19 protein-coding genes are annotated in these 18,641 nt (G+C 71.7%); 11 read left to right on the forward strand and 8 right to left on the reverse strand.

Annotation, left to right across the window (positions count from 1 at the left end; genetic code table 11):
- Positions 1-20 precede the first annotated feature (20 nt).
- The 6 genes from FB157_RS23980 (at position 21) to FB157_RS24005 (ending at position 9,123) form a co-directional block, all read left to right on the forward strand.
- The gene (locus FB157_RS23980; RefSeq protein ID WP_145882836.1) at positions 21-1,160 is read left to right on the forward strand and encodes an LLM class flavin-dependent oxidoreductase; all 1,140 of its coding nucleotides are present in this window, start codon (positions 21-23) and stop codon (positions 1,158-1,160) included.
- A gap of 14 nt (positions 1,161-1,174) precedes the next feature.
- Complete coding sequence (locus FB157_RS23985; RefSeq protein WP_145882683.1) at positions 1,175-1,957, forward strand: DUF1684 domain-containing protein; 783 nt, start codon at positions 1,175-1,177, stop codon at positions 1,955-1,957.
- Between the two features lie 201 nt (positions 1,958-2,158).
- Positions 2,159-3,058 carry a S1 family peptidase gene (locus FB157_RS23990; RefSeq protein ID WP_145882684.1) on the forward strand — a complete coding sequence of 300 codons (900 nt, stop codon included), beginning with the start codon at positions 2,159-2,161 and terminating at the stop codon, positions 3,056-3,058.
- 316 nt (positions 3,059-3,374) lie between these two features.
- Positions 3,375-4,457 (forward strand): S1 family peptidase, encoded by a 1,083-nt coding sequence (locus FB157_RS23995; protein WP_145882685.1) that lies wholly within the window; start codon positions 3,375-3,377, stop codon positions 4,455-4,457.
- A 218-nt stretch (positions 4,458-4,675) separates the two neighbouring features.
- Entirely contained in the window at positions 4,676-8,116 is a 3,441-nt protein-coding gene (locus tag FB157_RS24000; RefSeq protein ID WP_145882686.1) for a DNA polymerase III subunit alpha, read from the forward strand.
- On the forward strand, positions 8,113-9,123 hold the full coding sequence (locus FB157_RS24005; RefSeq protein WP_145882687.1) for a DNA polymerase thumb domain-containing protein: 1,011 nt from the start codon (positions 8,113-8,115) through the stop codon (positions 9,121-9,123). Before FB157_RS24000 ends, FB157_RS24005 begins: the two co-directional genes overlap by 4 nt.
- 17 nt (positions 9,124-9,140) lie before the next feature.
- On the opposite strand, the gene FB157_RS24010 is transcribed toward FB157_RS24005, so the two are convergent.
- Complete coding sequence (locus FB157_RS24010) at positions 9,141-9,515, reverse strand: cupin domain-containing protein (RefSeq protein ID WP_145882688.1); 375 nt, start codon at positions 9,513-9,515, stop codon at positions 9,141-9,143.
- Between the two features lie 85 nt (positions 9,516-9,600).
- Between FB157_RS24010 and FB157_RS24015 the strand changes: the two genes are divergently transcribed.
- Positions 9,601-10,047 carry a MarR family winged helix-turn-helix transcriptional regulator gene (locus FB157_RS24015; RefSeq protein WP_145882689.1) on the forward strand — a complete coding sequence of 149 codons (447 nt, stop codon included), beginning with the start codon at positions 9,601-9,603 and terminating at the stop codon, positions 10,045-10,047.
- A gap of 170 nt (positions 10,048-10,217) precedes the next feature.
- The gene (locus FB157_RS24020) at positions 10,218-11,081 is read left to right on the forward strand and encodes a triacylglycerol lipase (protein WP_145882690.1); all 864 of its coding nucleotides are present in this window, start codon (positions 10,218-10,220) and stop codon (positions 11,079-11,081) included.
- A gap of 55 nt (positions 11,082-11,136) precedes the next feature.
- On the opposite strand, the gene FB157_RS24025 is transcribed toward FB157_RS24020, so the two are convergent.
- Both FB157_RS24025 and FB157_RS24030 read right to left on the reverse strand, forming a co-directional pair.
- A complete protein-coding gene (locus tag FB157_RS24025) occupies positions 11,137-12,156 on the reverse strand; it encodes a lytic polysaccharide monooxygenase (protein ID WP_145882691.1) in 1,020 nt (339 codons plus the stop codon).
- A gap of 362 nt (positions 12,157-12,518) precedes the next feature.
- Positions 12,519-13,241 (reverse strand): hypothetical protein, encoded by a 723-nt coding sequence (locus FB157_RS24030; protein WP_261386496.1) that lies wholly within the window; start codon positions 13,239-13,241, stop codon positions 12,519-12,521.
- Between the two features lie 179 nt (positions 13,242-13,420).
- Between FB157_RS24030 and FB157_RS24035 the strand changes: the two genes are divergently transcribed.
- Positions 13,421-13,870, forward strand: coding sequence for a GNAT family N-acetyltransferase (locus tag FB157_RS24035; protein WP_145882692.1), 450 nt, complete (start codon positions 13,421-13,423; stop codon positions 13,868-13,870).
- Between the two features lie 22 nt (positions 13,871-13,892).
- Here FB157_RS24035 and FB157_RS48645 read toward each other — a convergent pair whose 3' ends face one another.
- Positions 13,893-14,027 (reverse strand): hypothetical protein, encoded by a 135-nt coding sequence (locus tag FB157_RS48645; RefSeq protein ID WP_145882693.1) that lies wholly within the window; start codon positions 14,025-14,027, stop codon positions 13,893-13,895.
- A gap of 138 nt (positions 14,028-14,165) precedes the next feature.
- On the opposite strand from FB157_RS48645, the gene FB157_RS24045 reads away from it, so the two are divergent.
- Positions 14,166-14,786 (forward strand): class I SAM-dependent methyltransferase, encoded by a 621-nt coding sequence (locus FB157_RS24045; protein ID WP_145882694.1) that lies wholly within the window; start codon positions 14,166-14,168, stop codon positions 14,784-14,786.
- Positions 14,787-14,825: 39 nt separating this feature from the next.
- Here the strand turns inward: FB157_RS24045 and FB157_RS24050 are convergent, their stop codons facing one another.
- On the reverse strand, positions 14,826-15,326 hold the full coding sequence (locus tag FB157_RS24050; RefSeq protein WP_145882695.1) for a DUF402 domain-containing protein: 501 nt from the start codon (positions 15,324-15,326) through the stop codon (positions 14,826-14,828).
- Entirely contained in the window at positions 15,307-16,272 is a 966-nt protein-coding gene (locus FB157_RS24055; protein WP_186581660.1) for a GNAT family N-acetyltransferase, read from the reverse strand. Before FB157_RS24055 ends, FB157_RS24050 begins: the two co-directional genes overlap by 20 nt.
- Before the next feature lie 72 nt (positions 16,273-16,344).
- On the opposite strand from FB157_RS24055, the gene FB157_RS24060 reads away from it, so the two are divergent.
- On the forward strand, positions 16,345-16,716 hold the full coding sequence (locus FB157_RS24060; protein WP_145882696.1) for a GntR family transcriptional regulator: 372 nt from the start codon (positions 16,345-16,347) through the stop codon (positions 16,714-16,716).
- 5 nt (positions 16,717-16,721) lie between these two features.
- On the opposite strand, the gene FB157_RS24065 is transcribed toward FB157_RS24060, so the two are convergent.
- Both FB157_RS24065 and FB157_RS24070 read right to left on the reverse strand, forming a co-directional pair.
- Entirely contained in the window at positions 16,722-17,492 is a 771-nt protein-coding gene (locus tag FB157_RS24065; RefSeq protein WP_145882697.1) for a DUF72 domain-containing protein, read from the reverse strand.
- Positions 17,493-17,541: 49 nt separating this feature from the next.
- On the reverse strand, positions 17,542-18,636 hold the full coding sequence (locus tag FB157_RS24070; protein WP_145882698.1) for a DUF5925 domain-containing protein: 1,095 nt from the start codon (positions 18,634-18,636) through the stop codon (positions 17,542-17,544).
- Positions 18,637-18,641: the final 5 nt, after the last annotated feature.

Genomic DNA, 18,641 nt, shown 5'->3' on the forward strand with positions numbered 1-18,641 from the left:
TGGCCTTTGGTTACGGTGCCGTGAGCGGGCGGTACGGGCGTGGACTGCTGCATCTTGCCGCCGCCGTCGATCAGCCGGGCTCGCTCGACGCCGCCTCCTGCGTAGAGCTGGCGCAGCTCGCCGAGCGCGGTGGGCTCGATTTCGTGACGCTGGACGACTCCTTCGCGCACTCAGGGCCCGACGGGCGCTCGGCACCTGAGGTGCGCCCCGGGTCCGATGTGCGCCCGGCACCCGAGGTGCGCCCCGGGTCCGACGCGTGTCCCGGGCCCGACGCGCTCGCCGTGCTGTCGCGCGTGGCGTCCGCCACCCGGCGGATCGGGCTGGTCCCCGCCATCGCCGTCGCGACCGCGCACACCGAGCCCTTCCGAGTCCGGTCCGCCCTCGCCTCCCTCGACCGGGCAGGCCGCGGCAGGGCCGGTTGGCGGATCGACGTGTCCGCCACGGAGGACGAGGCCCGCCTCTCCGGGCGAAGGCACGCCGCCCCGGCTGCGTTGCTGTGGCAGGAGGCGGGCGAAGTCGCCGAGGAGGTCGGGCGGTTGTGGGACAGCGGGGAGGACGGCATGCGGCGCCGAGACCCTGAGCTGCCCCGGCCTCCGCAGCGCCGCCACCCCACCCTCGTGGTCGACGCCACCGCGGCACCGGCCCGCTCCACCGCGGCGCGGTACGCCGACGTGGCCCTGGTCCGGGTCGCCGATCCCACGCAGGCCGGCGCCTTGCGCAGACAGCTGCGGGACCAGGCTGAGGAGTTCGGCAGGAATCCGGGTGCCCTGCGCGTCCTGGTGAGCCTGCTCGTCGACCTCGGCGACGGCGAGTACGCGGCCGAGCCCGGGCACGGCGGAGGCGGGCCCCGGCCCACCGCGCAGGGTCCGCTGTACCGGGGCGGTCCCGTCGACCTCGCGGAGCTGATCGCCGCCTGGCACGCGGCGGACGTCACCGACGGCTTCCACCTCGTGCCCGTCGAGCCGCGCCGTGACCTGGAGCGGCTGGTCAACGGCACGGTGGCGCTGCTCCAGCACCGCGGCCTGTTCCGCACCTTCTACCCGGGCAGCACCCTGCGCGAGCACCTGGGCCTGGACCAGTACGCACGGAATACCGGGGCACAACCCCGTGCTCACACCTCGGGCTGCCCGACCCGCCGTGGGACGGTCGGGCGCGTATGAAAGGAACGGATCGTATGACCGGCGACGCACCGGACGCATGGAAGCGGTGGCACGAGCAGCGCGTGGAGAGGATCTCGGCGCCCTATGGGCCGCTCGCGCTGACCGCCACGCACTGGGTCGAGGACTATCCGGAGGGGCGACTTCCGGACATTCCCGGGACGTGGGTGGCGGATGGTGACGGGGTGGTGCTCGCCGCCGCCGAGGGCGACGGGCTGACCCTGGACGGCCGGCCCTTCGCCGGCGAGGTCCACCTCGCGGCCGACCTCGGGCCGGAGGACGAGTCGCGGGTCGCGCTGGGTGAGAAGCGGCTGGTCGTGCTGGTCCGCGAGGACGTGTGGGGAGTGCGGGTCTACGATCCCGCCGCCGAGGCCCGCCGCGCCTTCCAGGGCATCGAGGCAACCCCGTACGACCCGCGCTGGTCGGTGCCGGGGCGCTTCACGCCGTACGACGGCACGCGCACCGTGCGGGTCGGCAACGCGGACGGACGGGAGCGCGGGCTCGCCCTCGCGGGGGAACTCGCCTTCACCCTGGCCGGAAGTGATCTCACGCTCCAGGTCGCGCAGCAGGGCGACGGCCGGCTGTGGGCGGTGTTCGGCGACGCCACCGGCGGTGACACCAGCTTCCGCTTCCGGTTCCTGTTCCCGCAGGCACCGGACGCCGAGGGCCGTACCACGGTCGACTTCAACCGCGCCCAGCTCCCGCCGTGCGCCTTCGCCGGTCACTTCATCTGCCCCTTCCCGCCGCCGGGCAACCGGCTGGACGTGGCGATCGAGGCGGGGGAGCGCGTCCTGAGCTGACGTCAGGGGGGTGGTGTGGGCAGGTGGTTCAAATGTTGACGGCCGAAAGGCACCCTTGTGCCTACCGGCCGTTCGGCCGAATACTCCCCCTCAGCGCTTGTCAGGGGCATGCGTGTTCGGAACCCAGGACCGGTCCCTGGCTGCGCCTCACGGGCCCCGACCCCACGCGGGCCCCCGACTTCCCCTGGGAGGGAACGAAACGTGAGGATCAAGCGCACCACTCCCCGCAGCGGTATCGCAAGACGGACCCGGCTGATCGCCGTGGCCACCGGCTTCCTGGCCGCGGCGGCGTTCGCCGCCCCCACCGCGAACGCCAGCGACGCCCACACGTTCAGCGCCGCCCAGCTCACCAAGGCGAGCGACTCCGTCCTCAAGGCCGACATCGCCGGCACGGCCTGGGCGGTGGACGCCAGGACCAACCGTGTCGTCGTCACCGTCGACAGCACGGTCTCCAAGGCCGAGATCGCCAAGATCAAGCGGCAGGCCGGCGCCGACGCGAGCGCGCTGACCATCAAGCACACGTCCGGCAAGTTCAACAAGCTGATCAGCGGCGGCGACGCCATCTACGGCGGCTCCTACCGCTGCTCGCTCGGCTTCAACGTGCGCAGCGGCAACACGTACTACTTCCTGACCGCCGGCCACTGCGGCGAGGTCGCCTCGACCTGGTACAGCAACTCCGGCCACACCACGACGCTGGGCACGAACGTCGGCTACAGCTTCCCGGGCAACGACTTCGCGCTGGTGCGCTACACCAACTCCTCGATCGCGCACCCGAGTGCCGTGGGCAGCCAGACCATCAGCAGTGCGGCCACTCCGTCCGTGGGCACGACCGTCTACCGGCGTGGTTCCACCACCGGTACGCACAGCGGGCGGGTCACCGCGCTGAACGCGACCGTCAACTACGGCAGCGGTGACATCGTCTACGGCCTGATCCAGACCACGGTCTGCGCCGAGGGCGGTGACAGCGGCGGTCCGCTCTACGCGGGCAGCGTGGCCTACGGTCTGACCTCCGGCGGCAGCGGCAACTGCACCTCCGGCGGTACGACGTTCTTCCAGCCGGTCACCGAGGCGCTGAGCTACTACGGTGTGACCCTTCCCTGAGTCAGTCCCTCCGCGAGCCCCCGCACGGTTGCGTGCGGGGGCTCGTTCCGGTCCGGGGAAGGTTGCATTCCGGCCAGGGGCAACCGTCACTGTCCGCCGACTGGTTACTCGCGCGTAGTGTTTGCAATGCGAATTCCCTGGGGTGACCGTCGTGCGCCCAAGTCCGCCGGGGTGTGCGGTCACTTCGTGCGCGCGTCCTGAAGTCGACCTTGTGTGCTCCCTGTGCGGTTCGGAAGAGTGGGCGCCCGTCAACCAGCCTTCCGGCCCTCGAGGTCCCCACAACCTCCCGGGCCGACCCCCCACAGGAGGACGTGAGTTGCAGCACCGACGCATACCCGGGCGGCGGGCCGTCGTGACCGGCGCGGGAATCGCCGCACTGGTCGCCGCGGGTGTCACCTTCCAGACTGCGAACGCCAGCGAGCCCGCCAAGTCCGCCCCGGAGGCGCGGGTTCTGTCCGTTCCGGCGGCCGGAAAGCTCGCCTCGGCGCTGGTCAAGGACCTCGGGTCCGACACCGCGGGCAGCTACTACGACGCCCGGACCAAGAGCCTCGTCGTCAACGTGCTCGACGCCACCGCCGCCAGGTCCGTCCGGGCGGCCGGCGCCAAGGCCAGAATCGTCGCCCACTCGCTGGCCGAACTCGACAGCGCACGGGCGGTGTTGAAGAGGGACGCCACCATTCCCGGCACCTCGTGGGCGACCGACCCGGTCACCGACAAGGTCGTCGTCACGGCGGACAGGACGGTGTCCGCGGGCGAGTGGGCGAAGCTCGGCAAGGCCGTCGACGGGCTCGGGGCCAAGGCCGAACTGAGGCGGTCGAAGGGTGAGTTCAAGGCCTTCGTCGCCGGTGGCGACGCCATCACGGGATCGGGTGGGCGTTGCTCGCTCGGCTTCAACGTGGTCAAGGACGGGCAGCCGTACTTCCTGACCGCGGGGCACTGCACCGAGGCCATCTCCACCTGGTCGGACTCCTCCGGCGACGTCATCGGCAAGAACGCGCAGTCCAGCTTCCCGGGCAACGACTTCGGGCTGGTCAAGTACACCTCGGGCGTGGATCACCCGAGCGAGGTCGACCTCTACAACGGGTCCGCCCAGCAGATCACCGGCGCGGCCGAGGCCACCGTCGGTATGAAGGTCACCCGGAGCGGCTCGACCACCAAGGTGCACGACGGCACGGTCACCGGACTGAACGCCACCGTCAACTACTCCGAGGGCACCGTCAGCGGTCTGATCCAGACCGACGTGTGCGCCGAGCCCGGCGACAGCGGTGGCTCGCTGTTCTCCGGCAGCAGCGCGATCGGGCTGACTTCCGGCGGCAGCGGTGACTGCACCTCCGGTGGCCAGACCTTCTTCCAGCCGGTCACCGAGGCGCTCTCGGCCACGGGGGCGCAGATCGGCTGACGCCCCGGCTTCCGCTTCGCCGAGTCCCGTCCCGTGTGTGGGGCGGGACTCGCTGTCTCATGCCTGTGGCGGCCCGCTCGGGTGCGGTCCTCGGCGGCATCCGCGCAGGTGAGAGGCGCTCGAACGGATGTCGCACACTTGTTCGGGAATGGAGGTATGGTGGGGGTGGGAACAGATGTTCGAGAGTCGTTCGGGGCTCACGAGTGCGGGAGGTGCGTGTGCCGGGCTTCGCGCATCTGCACACCGTCTCCGGGTTCTCCCTGCGATACGGGGCCTCGCACCCGGAGCGGCTCGCCGAGCGTGCCTCGGAGCGGGGCATGGACGCTCTCGCCCTCACCGACCGCGACACCCTTGCGGGCGCGGTGCGGTTCGCCAAGGCGTGCGCCAAGGCCGGGGTCCGTCCGTTGTTCGGCGTGAATCTCGCGGTGGGCGAGCCGGTGGTCGCGCGGCGTGAGCGGCGGCGGGCTCCGGTGCGCGGTGGTGCCTTTGTCGACGAGTCGGCAGCGCGGGTGACCTTCCTCGCCCGGGACGGTGCCCGTGGCTGGGCCGATCTGTGCGGGATCGTCACGGCGGCCCACGAGGGCGAGGGCGCGCCGTTGCTGCCCTGGGACGGCAATCGCGGCGACGGTTTGAGTGTGCTGCTGGGGCCCGGCTCCGATGTGGGACGCGCTCTTGCCGCGGGGCGTCCCGACCGGGCCGCGAAACTGCTCGTCCCCTGGCGTGAGGTCTACGGTGACGCGCTGCGCCTGGAGGCCGTCTGGCACGGTCGTGAAGGTACGGGGCCCGGCTCTCTGCGGCTGGCCGCCCGTACGGTCGGCTTCGCCGCCGAACAGCGGGTCCGGCCCGTGCTCAGCAACGCGGTGCGGTACGCCGATCCCGGTCAGGGGCCGGTCGCCGACGTACTGGATGCCGCTCGTCGGCTGGTTCCGATCGATCCTCGTAAGGAGCTGGACTCGGGTGAGGCCTGGCTGAAGGACGCGCAGGCCATGCTGCGGGTCGCCGAGCGGGTGGTGGAGGCGGCCGGCTACCGGCGCGACACCGCTCACCGGCTGCTGGAGCAGACCCGGGCCACGGCCGCCGAGTGTCTGGTCGATCCCGAGGACGACCTCGGCATGGGGAGCGTTCATTTCCCCGAGGCGCATCTGGTCGGTGCCGGGCGTCGTACCGCCCAGCGGGCGCTCGCCTCGCGGGCCGCCGCGGGCATGGTGCTGCGCGGCTATGCCGACCGCCGGGAGTACTGGGCACGGATGAACGACGAGCTGGACGTCATCGCCCATCACGGCTTCGCCTCCTATTTCCTGACGGTTGCCCAAGTGGTGGACGACGTAAGGGGCATGGGGATCCGGGTGGCCGCCCGCGGGTCCGGTGCCGGCTCCCTCGTCAATCATCTGCTCGGGATCGCGCACGCCGATCCGGTCGAGCACGGGCTGCTGATGGAGCGCTTCCTGTCCAAGCGCCGCCTCGCCCTGCCCGACATCGACATCGACGTGGAGTCCGCGCGCAGGCTGGAGGTCTACCGCGCGATCATCGGCCGGTTCGGCACCGAGCGGGTCGCGACCGTCGCCATGCCGGAGACCTATCGGGTGCGGCACGCGATTCGTGATGTCGGGGCCGCCCTGTCCATGGACCCCGCCGACATCGATCGCATCGCCAAGTCCTTCCCGCACATCCGGGCCCGGGACGCCCGTGCCGCGCTGGAGGAGCTGCCCGAGCTGAAGCGGCTGGCGGGGGAGCTTCAGCAGGAGGGTGCGCGCTACGACGGGATGTGGGAGCTGGTCGAGGCCCTCGACGCCCTGCCGCGCGGAATCGCCATGCATCCGTGCGGGGTGCTCCTGTCCGATGCCTCGCTGCTCGCCCGTACGCCGGTCGTGCCGACCAGCGGCGAGGGGTTCCCCATGTCGCAGTTCGACAAGGAGGACGTGGAGGACCTCGGGCTGCTCAAGCTGGACGTGCTGGGCGTACGGATGCAGTCGGCCATGGCGCACGCGGTCGCCGAGGTGGAGCGGGCGACGGGGGAGCGGATCGATCTCGATGCCGTGCCGGAGGGCGACCCGGCGACGTATCGGCTGATCCGGTCCGCCGAGACCCTGGGGTGCTTCCAGATCGAGTCGCCCGGGCAGCGGGATCTGGTGGGGCGGCTCCAGCCGGCCACCTTTCACGACCTGGTCGTCGACATCTCGCTGTTCCGGCCGGGGCCGGTCGCCGCCGACATGGTGCGGCCGTTCGTCGAGGCACGGCACGGGCGGGCGCCGATCCGGTATCCGCACCCGGATCTGGAGGGGCCGCTGAAGGAGACGTACGGGGTCGTCGTCTTCCACGAGCAGATCATCCACATCGTCGACATCATGACCGGCTGCGGCCGGGCCGAGGCGGACGCGGTGCGGCGCGGGCTGTCCGATCCGGAGTCGCAGGGGCGGATCCGGGTCTGGTTCGCGCAGCAGGCGGCGGCCAACGGGTATGACGCGGAAACGATCCAGCGGACCTGGGAGATCGTCGAGGCGTTCGGGTCGTACGGCTTCTGCAAGGCGCATGCGGTCGCCTTCGCCGTGCCGACGTACCAGTCGGCGTGGCTGAAGGCCCATCACCCGGCGGCCTTCTGCGCCGGGCTGCTCACACATGATCCCGGGATGTATCCGAAGCGGCTGCTGCTGGCGGACGCGCGGCGGCGCGGGGTGCCGATCCTGCCGTTGGACGTGAACGTGTCCGGCGTGGCCCACAGGATCGAACTGGTGTCTGAATCAGGGGTGTGGGGGCTGCGGCTCGCGCTCTCCGACGTGTACGGCATCAGCGAGGCCGAGGCGAAGCGGATCGCGGACGCGCAGCCGTACGCCTCGCTGCTCGACTTCTGGGAGCGGGCGCGGCCGAGCCGTCCCCTCGCCCAGCGCCTCGCACAGGTGGGCGCGTTGGACGCCTTCGGCGCCAACCGGCGGGATCTGCAGCTGCATCTGACCGAGCTGCACCGGGGTGCCCGGGGCGGGGGCGGTGGTCAGCTCCCCCTGGCCGGCGGCAGGGAGACGGCCTCGGCCGGGCTGCCCGACCTGAACTCGGCGGAGCGGCTCAGCGCCGAGCTGGGCGTGCTGTCCATGGACGCCTCGCGCAATCTGATGGACGACCACCGGGAGTTCCTCGAGGAGCTGGGCGTGGTGTCCGCGCGTCGGCTGCGCGAGGCCCGGCACGGGGAGACGGTGCTGGTCGCGGGAGCCAAGGCGGCCACCCAGACCCCGCCGATCCGGTCCGGCAAGCGGGTCATCTTCAGCACGCTGGACGACGGCACGGGCCTGGTCGACCTCGCCTTCTTCGACGACTCGCACGACGCCTGCGCGCACACCGTCTTCCACTCCTGGCTGCTGCTGGTGCGCGGGGTGGTGCAGCGGCGCGGCCCGCGCAGTCTGAGCGTGGTGGGCTCCGCCGCCTGGAACCTCGCCGAACTGGTCGAACTGCGCACCGAGGGCGGTCTCGACGAGGTGGCCGCCCGGCTGGCCGAGCCCGTTCGGGAGGGCGCGGACGGGGAGGACCCGACGGGCGGCCGCCGGATCCGTCTGCCGACCGGGTACGAGATGCATCCGTGGGCCGACCTGCGGCCCGCGGGTCAGGAGGCCCCACAAGGGCCTTCAGCGGTACGGAAGTTGTGGCACCAGAGTCCGGGGAGTGCGGGATGACCATCCTCTGCGTACGTTTCCAGCTGCCGCCGATGTGCGAGGCGGCCCTGCCCGGGCTGCTCGGGCTGCTGGAGGAGTTCACCCCGGTCGTGGAGGCCCTGCCCCCGGACGGGGCGCTGGCCGATCTCCGGGGTGCCGAGCGGTACTTCGGGCGCAGCGCCGTGGAGCTGGCCTCGGTGATCCGGGTCCGGGCCCTCGCGCTGTACGGCGTCGACTGCGTGATCGGTGCCGGACCGGGGCCGATGCTGGCCCGTGTGGCGCTGCGCGACGCCCGTCCCGGGGTGACCTGCGCCGTGCCCGAGGAGCCGGACGCCGTCGCGGACTTCCTTGCCGGACGGCCCGTGTCCGTGCTGCCCGGCGTCGGTACGGCGACCGCCCGCACCCTGTGCGAGTACGGCCTGGACACGCTGGGGCTGGTCGCCGCCGCGCCCCTGTCCACGCTGCAGCGGCTGATCGGCGCGAAGGCGGGGCGCGAGCTGCGCGAGAAGGCGAGCGGCATCGACCGGGGGCGGGTCGCGTCCAACGCCGTCTCCCTGCCCCACTCCCGGCTTCGCTCCGGCGGGGGGACCACCGTCCTCGCCGCCGGCCGCTCCTTCGACCTCGACGAACTGGACCCGGGCCGGCACCGCACGGCACTGCTGTCCGCCGCCGAGGAACTCGGGGCCCGGCTGCGTGCGGGGGACAGGATCTGCCGCTCCCTGGCCCTCACCGTCCGCTACGCCGACCGCTCCTCGACCACCCGCAGCCGCGCCCTCGGGGAACCGACCGCACACTCGGCGGCCCTGACGAGGACGGCCTACGGCATGTACGAGGCGCTCGGCCTCCAGCGCGCCCGGGTCCGCGCGCTCACCCTGCGCGCCGAGGGCCTGGCCCCCGCCGGCCAGGCCTCCTACCAGCTCACCTTCGACCCCGTTGACGAGAAGGTCCGCCGCATCGAGGAGGTCGCGGACCGGGCCCGGGCGAAGTTCGGGCCACGGGCCGTGATGCCGGGGGCGCTGGCGGCGTAATCACCCTTGTGGTGGCGTCAGTTGGCCCACGGCGGGGTGATGACCGTGCCGTCGGCCAGCTCCGCCGTGAGGCCGACGGAGGTGGTGACCCAGGAGATTGCGGTGTGGTCGGTGGGGTTCTGCACGGCCAGGGTGGCGCCGGAGTTGATGATCACCGTGTCGCCGGCGGAGATCCGCTCGGTGCGGCCGTCCAGGGTGATCAGCAGTTCGCCGACGAGCAGGTGGAAGATCTCCTCCCGGTTGACGGTGTGGGCGGGTGCATCGGTCCCCGCGGGGATCTCGCCCCGCCAGGCGCAGAGTTCCTTGCTCCCGGTCAGGGGTGTTGCGTACGAGACGAAGCGGGCGCCATGGATCTCGTGGGTCACGGCCTCGGACGAGCGGACGACTGGCAAGGTGGTCTCCGATTCATTTGGTCAAGCAGCTTGACTATATAGTCAAGCTGCTTGACCGATCCGTCAAGGGTGTTTCAATGCCTGCGTGCAGAACTCCGAAGCCATGGCCCTGTCCGCAGCCCTGCTCGCCGTCGCGGGCGACCTCACGCAACGCATCCACGACGGCGTCGTGGCCCGCGGCTTCACGGACCTCCGGCCGGCTCACGGCTTCGCCTTCGCGCGGCTCGCGCCCGACGGCGCCACCGTCACCGACCTCGCCGCACACCTCGGAGTGACCAAGCAGGCCGCCAGCCAGCTGGTGGACGAGATCGTACGCAAGGGGTACGTCGAGCGGCGCCCGCATCCCGAGGACGCGCGAGCCCGGCTCATCGTGCTCACCGAGCAGGGCTGGGCCTGCACCCGGGCCGCGGAAGAGGCGGCCGCCGAGGTCGTGGGCGCGTGGGTCGAACTGCTGGGCGAGGGTGAAGTGCGGGCGTTGCGGGAGCGTTTGACATGGATCGCGCCCTACGGTCCGATCAGGCCTGCCTGGTGACGGTTCATCGACCGCTGGACGAGTCTCTGGTTACCACTGGAAGTTTTTACTGACGCGTAACTTCACAGCTGCACTACTCGCCCGTAACTTGACGAGTGAACAGCATCCTCGTGATCCGGATCACAGGGTTAGGCCGTCGCACCTCCCTTGAGCCGCAAGGAGATCACACGATGCTGCCCTGGAAGCGAGTGCTCAGACCCCTCGCAGCGCTGCTCCTGACCGCCGCCGTGGCCGCCGTCCCCGCCGCCACCGCCCACGCCGCCGACGCCGCTCCCAGCAGTGGCTGGAACGACTATTCCTGCAAGCCCTCCGCCGACCATCCCCGCCCGGTGATCCTGGTCCACGGGACCCTGGGCAACTCCATCGACAACTGGCTGTCCCTCGCACCGTATCTGAAGACGCGCGGATACTGCGTCTACTCCCTCGACTACGGCCAGCTGCCCGGCGTCCCGCTCTTCTACGGACTCGGCCCCATCGACAAGTCGGCCGAGCAGCTGTCCGCCTTCGTCGACAAGGTGCTCTCCGCGACCGGGGCCGGCAAGGCCGACCTGGTCGGGCACTCCCAGGGCGGCATGATGCCCCGCTACTACCTGAAGTTCCTCGGCGGATCCGCCAAGGTGAACTCCCTCGTCGGCCTGGCCCCCGACAACCACGGCACCAACCTGGACGGCCTCACCAACCTGCTGCCGTACTTCCCCGGCGCCGAGGACCTGATCAAGGCCACCACCCCCGGCCTCGCCGACCAGATCGCCGGATCCGCCTTCCTCACCAAGCTCAACGCGGGCGGCGACACCGTCCCCGGAGTGCACTACACGGTCATCGCCACCAAGTACGACGAGGTGGCCACACCCTGGCGCGACCAGTACCTGAGCGGCTCGGACGTCCACAACGTCCTGCTCCAGGACCTGTGCCCGCTCGACCTCTCCGAGCACGTGGCGATCGGCCTCTTCGACCGGATCGCCTTCCACGAGGTGGCCAACGCCCTCGACCCGGCCCACGCCAAGGCCACCACCTGCGCGTCGGCCTTCAGCTGACGCGTCGCCGGGGCCTGTCCGACCTGAGCCGCCGGACAGGCCCCGGAGTCCTGGATCACCGCCCGTGGCGGCCGCCCGTGGCACGCCGTCGCACCGACATGAACAGCGCCGCCGAACCCAGCGCCAGTGCCGCCGCACCGCCGATCGCCACGTACGTGGTGCCGGTGGAGGCACCGGTCTCGGCGAGGTTCTCCGAAGTCCCGGCGGCCTTCGGCGCGTTGGCCGGGGACGCCGGGGACGCCGGGGACGCCGGGGACGCCGGGGACGCGGTGGCCGGCTCCGCGGACGTGCTCGCGTCGTCGTCCCCGTGCCCGTGGTGCTCGATCGTCGACTTGTCGGCACCGTCCGCGATCTGCTCGTCGGAGGGCGCGGACGCGCTCGGAGCGGGGGTGGTGCCGCCCGCCGAACCGCCGCCGAAGTCGACGTCGGAGCAGGAGTAGAAGGCCTCCGGGCTGTCCGAGCGCTGCCAGACCGCGTACAGCAGCTGCTTGCCCGAGCGCTCGGGAAGGGTGCCCGAGAAGGTGTAGAAGCCGCCCGAGGGGACCGGGTCGGTGGCCGTCGCGACCGGGTGCTCCAGGTCCAGGTCCCCCCAGGCCAGCGGCTTCGCCGGGTCGTAGCCGGGCTTGGTGACGTAGACCTCGAAGGTCCCCTTGTGCGGGGCGGTCACACGGTACTCGAAGGTGTACGACCCGCTGCGCACACTCGTCGCCGGCCAGTCCGTGCGGGCCAGGTCCAGCCCCTTGAACTCCTCGTTGTTCGCGCTGCACAGCTTGCCGTCCGGGATCAGCTCCTGGTGCCGTCCGGCGGCGTCGCCGATGCGGATGCCGTTCCAGTCGTACAGCGCCTGCGTACCGCCCGCCGCCACCGCGGCCTTGCACGCGGCCGACCTGGGGCTCTCCGGGCCCTCCGCGTAGCACTGCGACACCCTGCTGACCGGATCGCCCATCGAACCGTGCGCGGAGGCGGGCGCGACGGACAGCGCGAGCGCGGCGCTGCCGAGGACGGCGACGACGGCGGCCCTACGGCGTCGGCGTGTCCCCTGCTCGAACGAGGTCGAGAGCGTGGGGCAGGGCATGGGGAACTCCTCGGAACGGTCCTCGGGGGTGGGGTGGATCCCGTAGGGGGCGATCAGAAGCTAGCCCCAAGAAACCGTGAAATCGCCTGTTGGGGGCGAGTGATGGAGATCCTTATGGTCCTGTTAAGGCGGGGCTAACGGGGGGCTGAGGAAGGAGGGGTGGGGAGCTCCAGGGCACCTGCTCCTGAGCAGTGCAGCCGACCGTGGCAGTCCGTGTTCGTCCGCAGTCGTACGCCTCGGTTGGCTCCCGACACACCGCAGCTGCTGCCACCCGTGTGGTTGTCTGCACGAAGTCGCGCGCCAGGGTCTTCACACGCTCGGCTTCGTGCTTGATCGCATGCTCGACGGCCGTCCTGGGCGCCTCACTGTGTCACGAGCATGTAGGTGTTCTCGAGCTCGTCCTGCACGACGTGCGCCTCTCCGGTCACGGTACGCAGCGAGAGGTCGTGTGCCGGGGTGTCCTCGCGGTACGTCCATCCATCCGGGAGGTGCAGCCGGTCCGCCAGCCCGGCAAGCGCGTCCAGGTCTAGGGTGTCGTCCACGATGTGTGAGTACGCCTGCATCACGTACGTACGGCCATCGGGATCGCGCAGTTGATAGACGGGCTTGCCCGCGGCGAACAGCCATTCGGTGTCCCGGTCGATCACCACGTCCTTGTAGAAGCGCTCGCTTCCCCTGCTGTTGAGGTCCAAGCCCGCGGGAATTTCCAGTGCGGCGACCCGGCGTGCCTCCAGCCCCTGGAACGAGTGGATGTCGCCGACCCTGGACACGGTGATGCGGTCCATCAGCCAGAACCGTGGACCGTTCAACCAAGCGGCAGGCACCTCGGCTTCGCGGGCAACGCTGCCTGCATCCAGAGCCGACCACTTCTCAGGCGGGCAGTCGTTGAGGCCCATGGTGTTGTACACCTCGGCCCGAAGCTCTCCCCGTTCCCCAGGGCTGATCAGGATGATCTCTCCGTAGCGGGCGTTGCGGACCTCGTCGAGCTGCCTGGTCTCGTGGGTAGTTGACATCGGGAACTCCCTGCCGAACGTCTGGCCGACCTCACGCCAACCACGTTCGTCGCCGCTTCGGGCCGTGAGCATCACCCTGCAGGGGTGAATGCCTGGCTGACTCGGCTACTGTCCGTCCGAAGCGGGTGCGCGAGTTCCCCGGGAAGGGCGTCGACGTCGTGCTCGACGGGCTCGGCGGCGAAGGGAAAGCCCGTACGCGTGCCATGAGCCTCCGACGCTCGGACTGCGCTGAGGTGGATAGCCTTCCGATCATGACGAACGATGAGATCCGGCCCGCCCGGGCTGCCGACGTTCCGGCCGTGAAGGCCGTGACCGACGCGGCGTACCGCCGCTACATCGAGCGCATCGGGGTGGTGCCGCAGCCCATGGAGGCGGACCACGCGGCGGACGTGGCCGCGGGCCGGGTGTTCGTGTGCGGGGAGCCGGCGGTCGGGCTCGTCGTCGTCGAGGCCCACGACGACCACCTGTTTCTCGACAGCATCGCCGTCCGCCCCGACGCGCACGGCAAGGGGGTGGGACGGCGCCTGCTGGAGTTCGTGGACGCACACGCGCGAGCGCTCGGTCTGCCCGAGGTCAGGCTCTACACGAACGCGCTGATGTGGGAGAACCAGAAGATCTATCCGAGGTTCGGTTACGACGTCGTGGAACGGCGCGTGGACGGGCCGTACGACCGCATCCACTACCGGAAACGACTGGTCTGACACCGGACACCGGCCGGCTCCGTCAGCTGTCCGGCCACCAGGTGCGTGCGATGTCCTTGCGCACCTCCGGACGCCCCGTGGGACGCTCCTCCGCCTCTTCGCGGATCCGGCGGCTTTCCGTCCTCTTCAGGGGCTTCTGCACGGTCACTCGGCGCATGGCTGCCTCCTTCAGCGCCCACCTGGATCCGCGGTGTCACGGAGGTGGACCCTTTGGGCGAGAGTTCCTCATCGGTGCCGGTCTGTCAGTGGCGGCTGTCACGTCGGGACTGTCAGTGGCGGGTGTCACTCTGGGGGAATGACGAACGACAGTGAGCACATGGTTGCGGTGGGTGCCGAGGTGGACTGGGACACGGCGGCCGGCGCCTTCGACGACGAGCCGGACCACGGCCTGCGCGCACCCGAGGTGCGCGCCGCCTGGGCGGCCCTGCTCCGGTCCTGGCTGCCCGAGCGCCCCGCCGATGTCCTGGACCTCGGCTGCGGCACCGGCAGCCTGTCGCTGCTCGCCGCCGAGCAGGGGCACCGGGTGACCGGCGTCGACAGCTCGCCGGCCATGGTCGAGCGGGCCCGGGCCAAGCTCGCCGGGCGGGACGCGGCGGTCCTGCACGGGGACGCCGCCGCGCCGCCGGTGGGGGAGCAGCGGTACGACGTCGTCCTCGTCCGGCATGTGCTGTGGACGCTGCCCGACCCCGCGCGCGTCCTGCGGCACTGGCGCACCCTGCTGCGGCCCGGAGGCCGGTTCGTCCTGGTCGAGGGCGTCTGGGGGACCCTCGCCCCGGTCGGCATACCCGTCGGGCGGCTCACCGCCCTGCTGGAGCCCGTGGCCGGGCACGTGCGCGTGGAGCGGCTGTCCGACGACTCCGTGCTGTGGGGGAAGACAGTGGACGACGAGCGGTATGCGGTGGTCGCGACGGTGTAGACAGCGCCGGCGGAGCAGCCCGGCGGGGTCTGCGAGGCGTCAGGCCAGCAGCTTCTCGAAGCCGCCCTCGCGGGCCAGCGCCTCCAGTTCGTCGAGGGCGGCCACGGCGGCGGACGCGGCCCCGGGGTCCGTCTCCGCCAGCCCGCTCTCGGCGAACTCGTCCTCGTCCAGACGCCGTACGTCCGTGCCGTCGGCGGAGCGCCACAGGTCCAGGTCGAGGTCCTCGACGACCAGCTCGGTGCCGGACAGGACGGCCGGGCGGGTGATGTCGCAGTACCAGCCCTTGAGGGTGCCGTTCCCGGCCCGGACCTCCTTCACCGAGTACCAGCGGTCCCGCCAGTAGTGCTCGGTGAACACGTCGCCCGCCTCGAACCGCACGAAGCCGAAGTCGCGCACGCCCTCGCCCGCCCACGGGGCGCGGACCGAGACGCGGACGCCGTCGTCGGCCAGCAGCTCCGCCGGATAACGGATCTTCGTACGGCCGCCCTTGACCAGGACGACCTCCACCCGGGCCGTGGTCTCAGCCGAGTTCGCGGACATAGCGCACCTCCGTCGCGCAGATTTCGTACCCGAGCCACTTGTTGATCGCGATCATCGGGTCGTTGCCGGCGTCGTTGCCCGTGAAGGCCTCGGTGAGGCCGGCGGCACGCGCCCGGTACAGGGAGTGGATCTTGGCGAGCTTGGCCAGGCCACGCCCGCGGTGAGCCCGGGCGGTGCCGGTCATCGCGGTGGTCATGGGGGTCCCCCCGCGCGAGCCTGTTCGAGCGTGGGGGAGGGTGGCGCCGTCGGTGTAGGCGACGCTGAAGGCAACCGGGCGGCCGTCGACGACCGCGGCCATGGTCAGCTCGGGATGCAGCAGCGGATGCTTCCAGTTCTGCTCCAGCCAGGCGTCGTAGTCCGTGAACTCGACGCTGATCTCGCCGGGTTCGTCCGACACGGTCTCCGCGTCCAGCTCGAACAGCGGCCGCGGGTCGTCCGCGAAGTCGGCGGCCGTGCGCAGTTCCACGCCGGGCGGGACCTCCGGGAGAGGCGGCAGGGTGCCGTGCGCCAGGTCCAGACGGAGGAAGTGCGCGGGACGGCCCCGGGTGTAGCCGTGCCGTTCGGCGAAGGCGCGATGCGCCGGCTCGTCGAGGACCCAGGTGTACAGCTTGGTCGCGCCCACGGCTGCGAGGTGCTCCTCGGCGGTCCGGGCAAGGAGCCGGCCGGCACCGCGGCGGACGCGGTCCGGGCGCACGTAGATGTTGAGGTACCCCTGGCCAGGCTCCGTGCTGTCGTGCGCCAGGGAGACCCCGGCCGCGCCGATCACCTCGCCGTCCTCGACCGCGATCAGCGCGCGGAAGCGGGCGTCGGGGTGGCTCTGGGCGAGGGTGTGGCGGACGGACTCCGGGGTGAACAGGATGTACGGCAGGGCGAGATGGCGGACCCGGGCATAGCCCTCGGTGTCGGCTCGGGCATCGGGCTGCAGGTCGCGCACGATCACAGTCATGAGCAGGCACCGTACGGGGAGATGTGCGGCGGATGCCTCTGATTTTCCGGCGGGTACGGGACAATCGGCCGTGTGAGCCTGAAGATCCACATCGATGACAGCGCGCCGCCGTACGAGCAGGTGCGGGCGCAGATTTCCGAGCTGGCGCGGTCCGGGGCGCTGCCGGCGGGGTACCGGCTGCCGACCGTGCGGGGGCTGGCCGAGTCGCTGGGGCTCGCGGTGAACACCGTGGCCAAGGCGTACCGGGCGCTGGAGGGCGACGGGGTGATCGAGACGCGGGGGCGCAACGGCACGTTCGTGGCTGCCGCCGGCTCGGCCGCGGTGCGTGAGGCGTCGCTGGCCGCCCAGGCCTACGCGGAGCGGGTCCGGCGGCTCGGGCTGACCGAGGACGAGGCGTCGGCCGCCGTGCGCGATGCCCTGCGGGCGGCCTACGGGGAGGGCTGAGCCGGTCAGCGGTGGGTCGTCAGCTCCGGTGTGCGCGTCGCCGTCAGACCCGCCCTGCCCGCCGTCCTCCCGAACGCCACCGCATCCTCCACCGCCGCCCCGCCCGGATCGTTGTTGAAGTACGCGTACACGTCCTCGGCGTCGGACCAGGTCGTCGCGACGCGGTCCACCCACGTCTCCAGGGACCGCCGGCCGTAGCGCGGCCACGGCCGGGCCCGGCCCTCGTGGAAGCGGATGTAGCCCCAGTCAGTCGTCCGCCACAGCGGAGTCACCGGGTGGGCCTGGACGTCCGCCCAGCACAGCGCGGCGTTCCGGGACTCCAGGACCCCGCGCACCTCGGGTGTCCACCACGAGTCGTGGCGTGGCTCGACAGCGACTCTCGTGCCGGCGGGGAAACAGGCCAGGCAGGTGTCCAGCAGGTCCGGGTCCCTGCGCAGGGTGGGCGGGAGCTGGAGCAGGACCGGGCCGAGGCGGGCGCCCAGGCCCGCCGCGTGGGCCATCAGGCGGTGGACCGGCTCCTCGGGGTCCCTCAGCCGCTTGATGTGCGTGAGGTACCGGCTGGCCTTCACCGCCACCACGAAGTCGTCCGGCACCCGGTCCCGCCAGGCCTCGAAGTTCTCCCTCGTCGGCAGCCGGTAGAAGGCGTTGTTGATCTCCACCGTGGCGAAGCGCGTCGCGTACTCCTCCAGCCACAGCCGGGTCGGACAGCCGTCCGGGTACAGGACCCCCCGCCAGTCCTTGTACTGCCACCCGGACGTGCCGACGAACAGGGTCATACGTCCATCAAAGCACCGGCGGCGATCGGCTACAGGTACAGCCCCGCCGCTACAGGTACAGCCCCGCGTCCGCGTCTTCCCGCGCCCCCGGCACCGACGTCGGTGCCGTGCCCCGGCGCAGTGCGAACAGCTCGGCCAGGGTCGCGCCCTCGCGGCCGACGCCCTCCTCGGTGCCCAGCCAGTTCACCGCCTCGCGGCGGGTCAGCGGGCCCACCTCGATGCGGGCCAGGCAGCGGCCGGGGCGGACCACGGCCGGGTGCAGACGCTCCAGGTCCTCGTTGGTGGTGACGCCGACCAGGACGTTGCGGCCCTGTCCGAGCAGGCCGTCGGTGAGATTGAGCAGCCGGGACAGGGCCTGGCCCGCGGTGTGCCTGGCCTCGCCGCGGATCAGCTCGTCGCAGTCCTCCAGCAGGAGCAGCCGCCAGCGGCCCTTGCCCGCGCCGTCCTCCTCGCCGATCGCGATGTCCATCAGATAGCCGACGTCGGAGAAGAGCCGCTCCGGGTCCAGCACACAGTCCACCTGGCACCAGTCCCGCCAGGAGCGGGCGAGCGTGCGCAGTGCGGAGGTCTTGCCGGTCCCGGGCGGGCCGTGCAGCAGGAGCAGCCGGCCCGCGATGTCCTGTGGGGTCGTCTTCATCAGGCGGTCCATCGCGTCCGCCACGGGGGCCGTGTAGTTGGGGCGCACCTCGTCCCAGGTGCCCGCGGAGATCTGGCGGGTGGTGCGGTGCGGGCCGCGCCGCGGGGAGACGTACCAGAAGCCCATGGTCACGTTCTCCGGCTGCGGTTCCGGCTCGTCGGCCGCGCCGTCCGTGGCCCGGTCGAGGACCGTCTTCGCCAGCTCGGCGCTGGTGGCGGTCACCGTGACGTCCGCGCCGCGGTTCCAGCGCGAGACCAGCAGGGTCCAGCCGTCGCCCTCCGCGAGGGTCGCGCTGCGGTCCTCGTCGCGGGCGACCCGCAGCACCCGGGCGCCCTCCGGCAGCAGGGTCGCGCCGGAGCGCACGCGGTCGATGTTCGCCGCGTGCGAGTAAGGCTGCTCGCCCGTCGCGAAGCGGCCGAGGAACAGCGCGTCGACGACGTCGGACGGGGAGTCGGAGTCGTCGACGTTGAGCCGGATCGGCAGAGCGTCGTGCGGGTTCACGGCCATGCCGC

The organism is Streptomyces sp. BK340 (assembly GCF_007827595.1).
Lineage (GTDB): Bacteria > Actinomycetota > Actinomycetes > Streptomycetales > Streptomycetaceae > Streptomyces.

Excerpts from the sequence above, each read along its gene's own strand:
- FB157_RS23985 (WP_145882683.1), top strand. The coding sequence starts at position 1,175 with ATGACCGGCGACGCACCGGACGCATGGAAGCGGTGGCACGAGCAGCGC.
- FB157_RS24005 (WP_145882687.1), top strand. The coding sequence starts at position 8,113 with ATGACCATCCTCTGCGTACGTTTCCAGCTGCCGCCGATGTGCGAGGCG.
- FB157_RS24020 (WP_145882690.1), top strand. The coding sequence starts at position 10,218 with ATGCTGCCCTGGAAGCGAGTGCTCAGACCCCTCGCAGCGCTGCTCCTG.
- FB157_RS24025 (WP_145882691.1), bottom strand. The coding sequence starts at position 12,156 with ATGCCCTGCCCCACGCTCTCGACCTCGTTCGAGCAGGGGACACGCCGA.
- FB157_RS24030 (WP_261386496.1), bottom strand. The coding sequence starts at position 13,241 with ATGCTCACGGCCCGAAGCGGCGACGAACGTGGTTGGCGTGAGGTCGGC.
- FB157_RS24035 (WP_145882692.1), top strand. The coding sequence starts at position 13,421 with ATGACGAACGATGAGATCCGGCCCGCCCGGGCTGCCGACGTTCCGGCC.
- FB157_RS48645 (WP_145882693.1), bottom strand. The coding sequence starts at position 14,027 with ATGCGCCGAGTGACCGTGCAGAAGCCCCTGAAGAGGACGGAAAGCCGC.
- FB157_RS24045 (WP_145882694.1), top strand. The coding sequence starts at position 14,166 with ATGACGAACGACAGTGAGCACATGGTTGCGGTGGGTGCCGAGGTGGAC.
- FB157_RS24050 (WP_145882695.1), bottom strand. The coding sequence starts at position 15,326 with ATGTCCGCGAACTCGGCTGAGACCACGGCCCGGGTGGAGGTCGTCCTG.
- FB157_RS24055 (WP_186581660.1), bottom strand. The coding sequence starts at position 16,272 with ATGACTGTGATCGTGCGCGACCTGCAGCCCGATGCCCGAGCCGACACC.
- FB157_RS24065 (WP_145882697.1), bottom strand. The coding sequence starts at position 17,492 with ATGACCCTGTTCGTCGGCACGTCCGGGTGGCAGTACAAGGACTGGCGG.
- FB157_RS24070 (WP_145882698.1), bottom strand. The coding sequence starts at position 18,636 with ATGGCCGTGAACCCGCACGACGCTCTGCCGATCCGGCTCAACGTCGAC.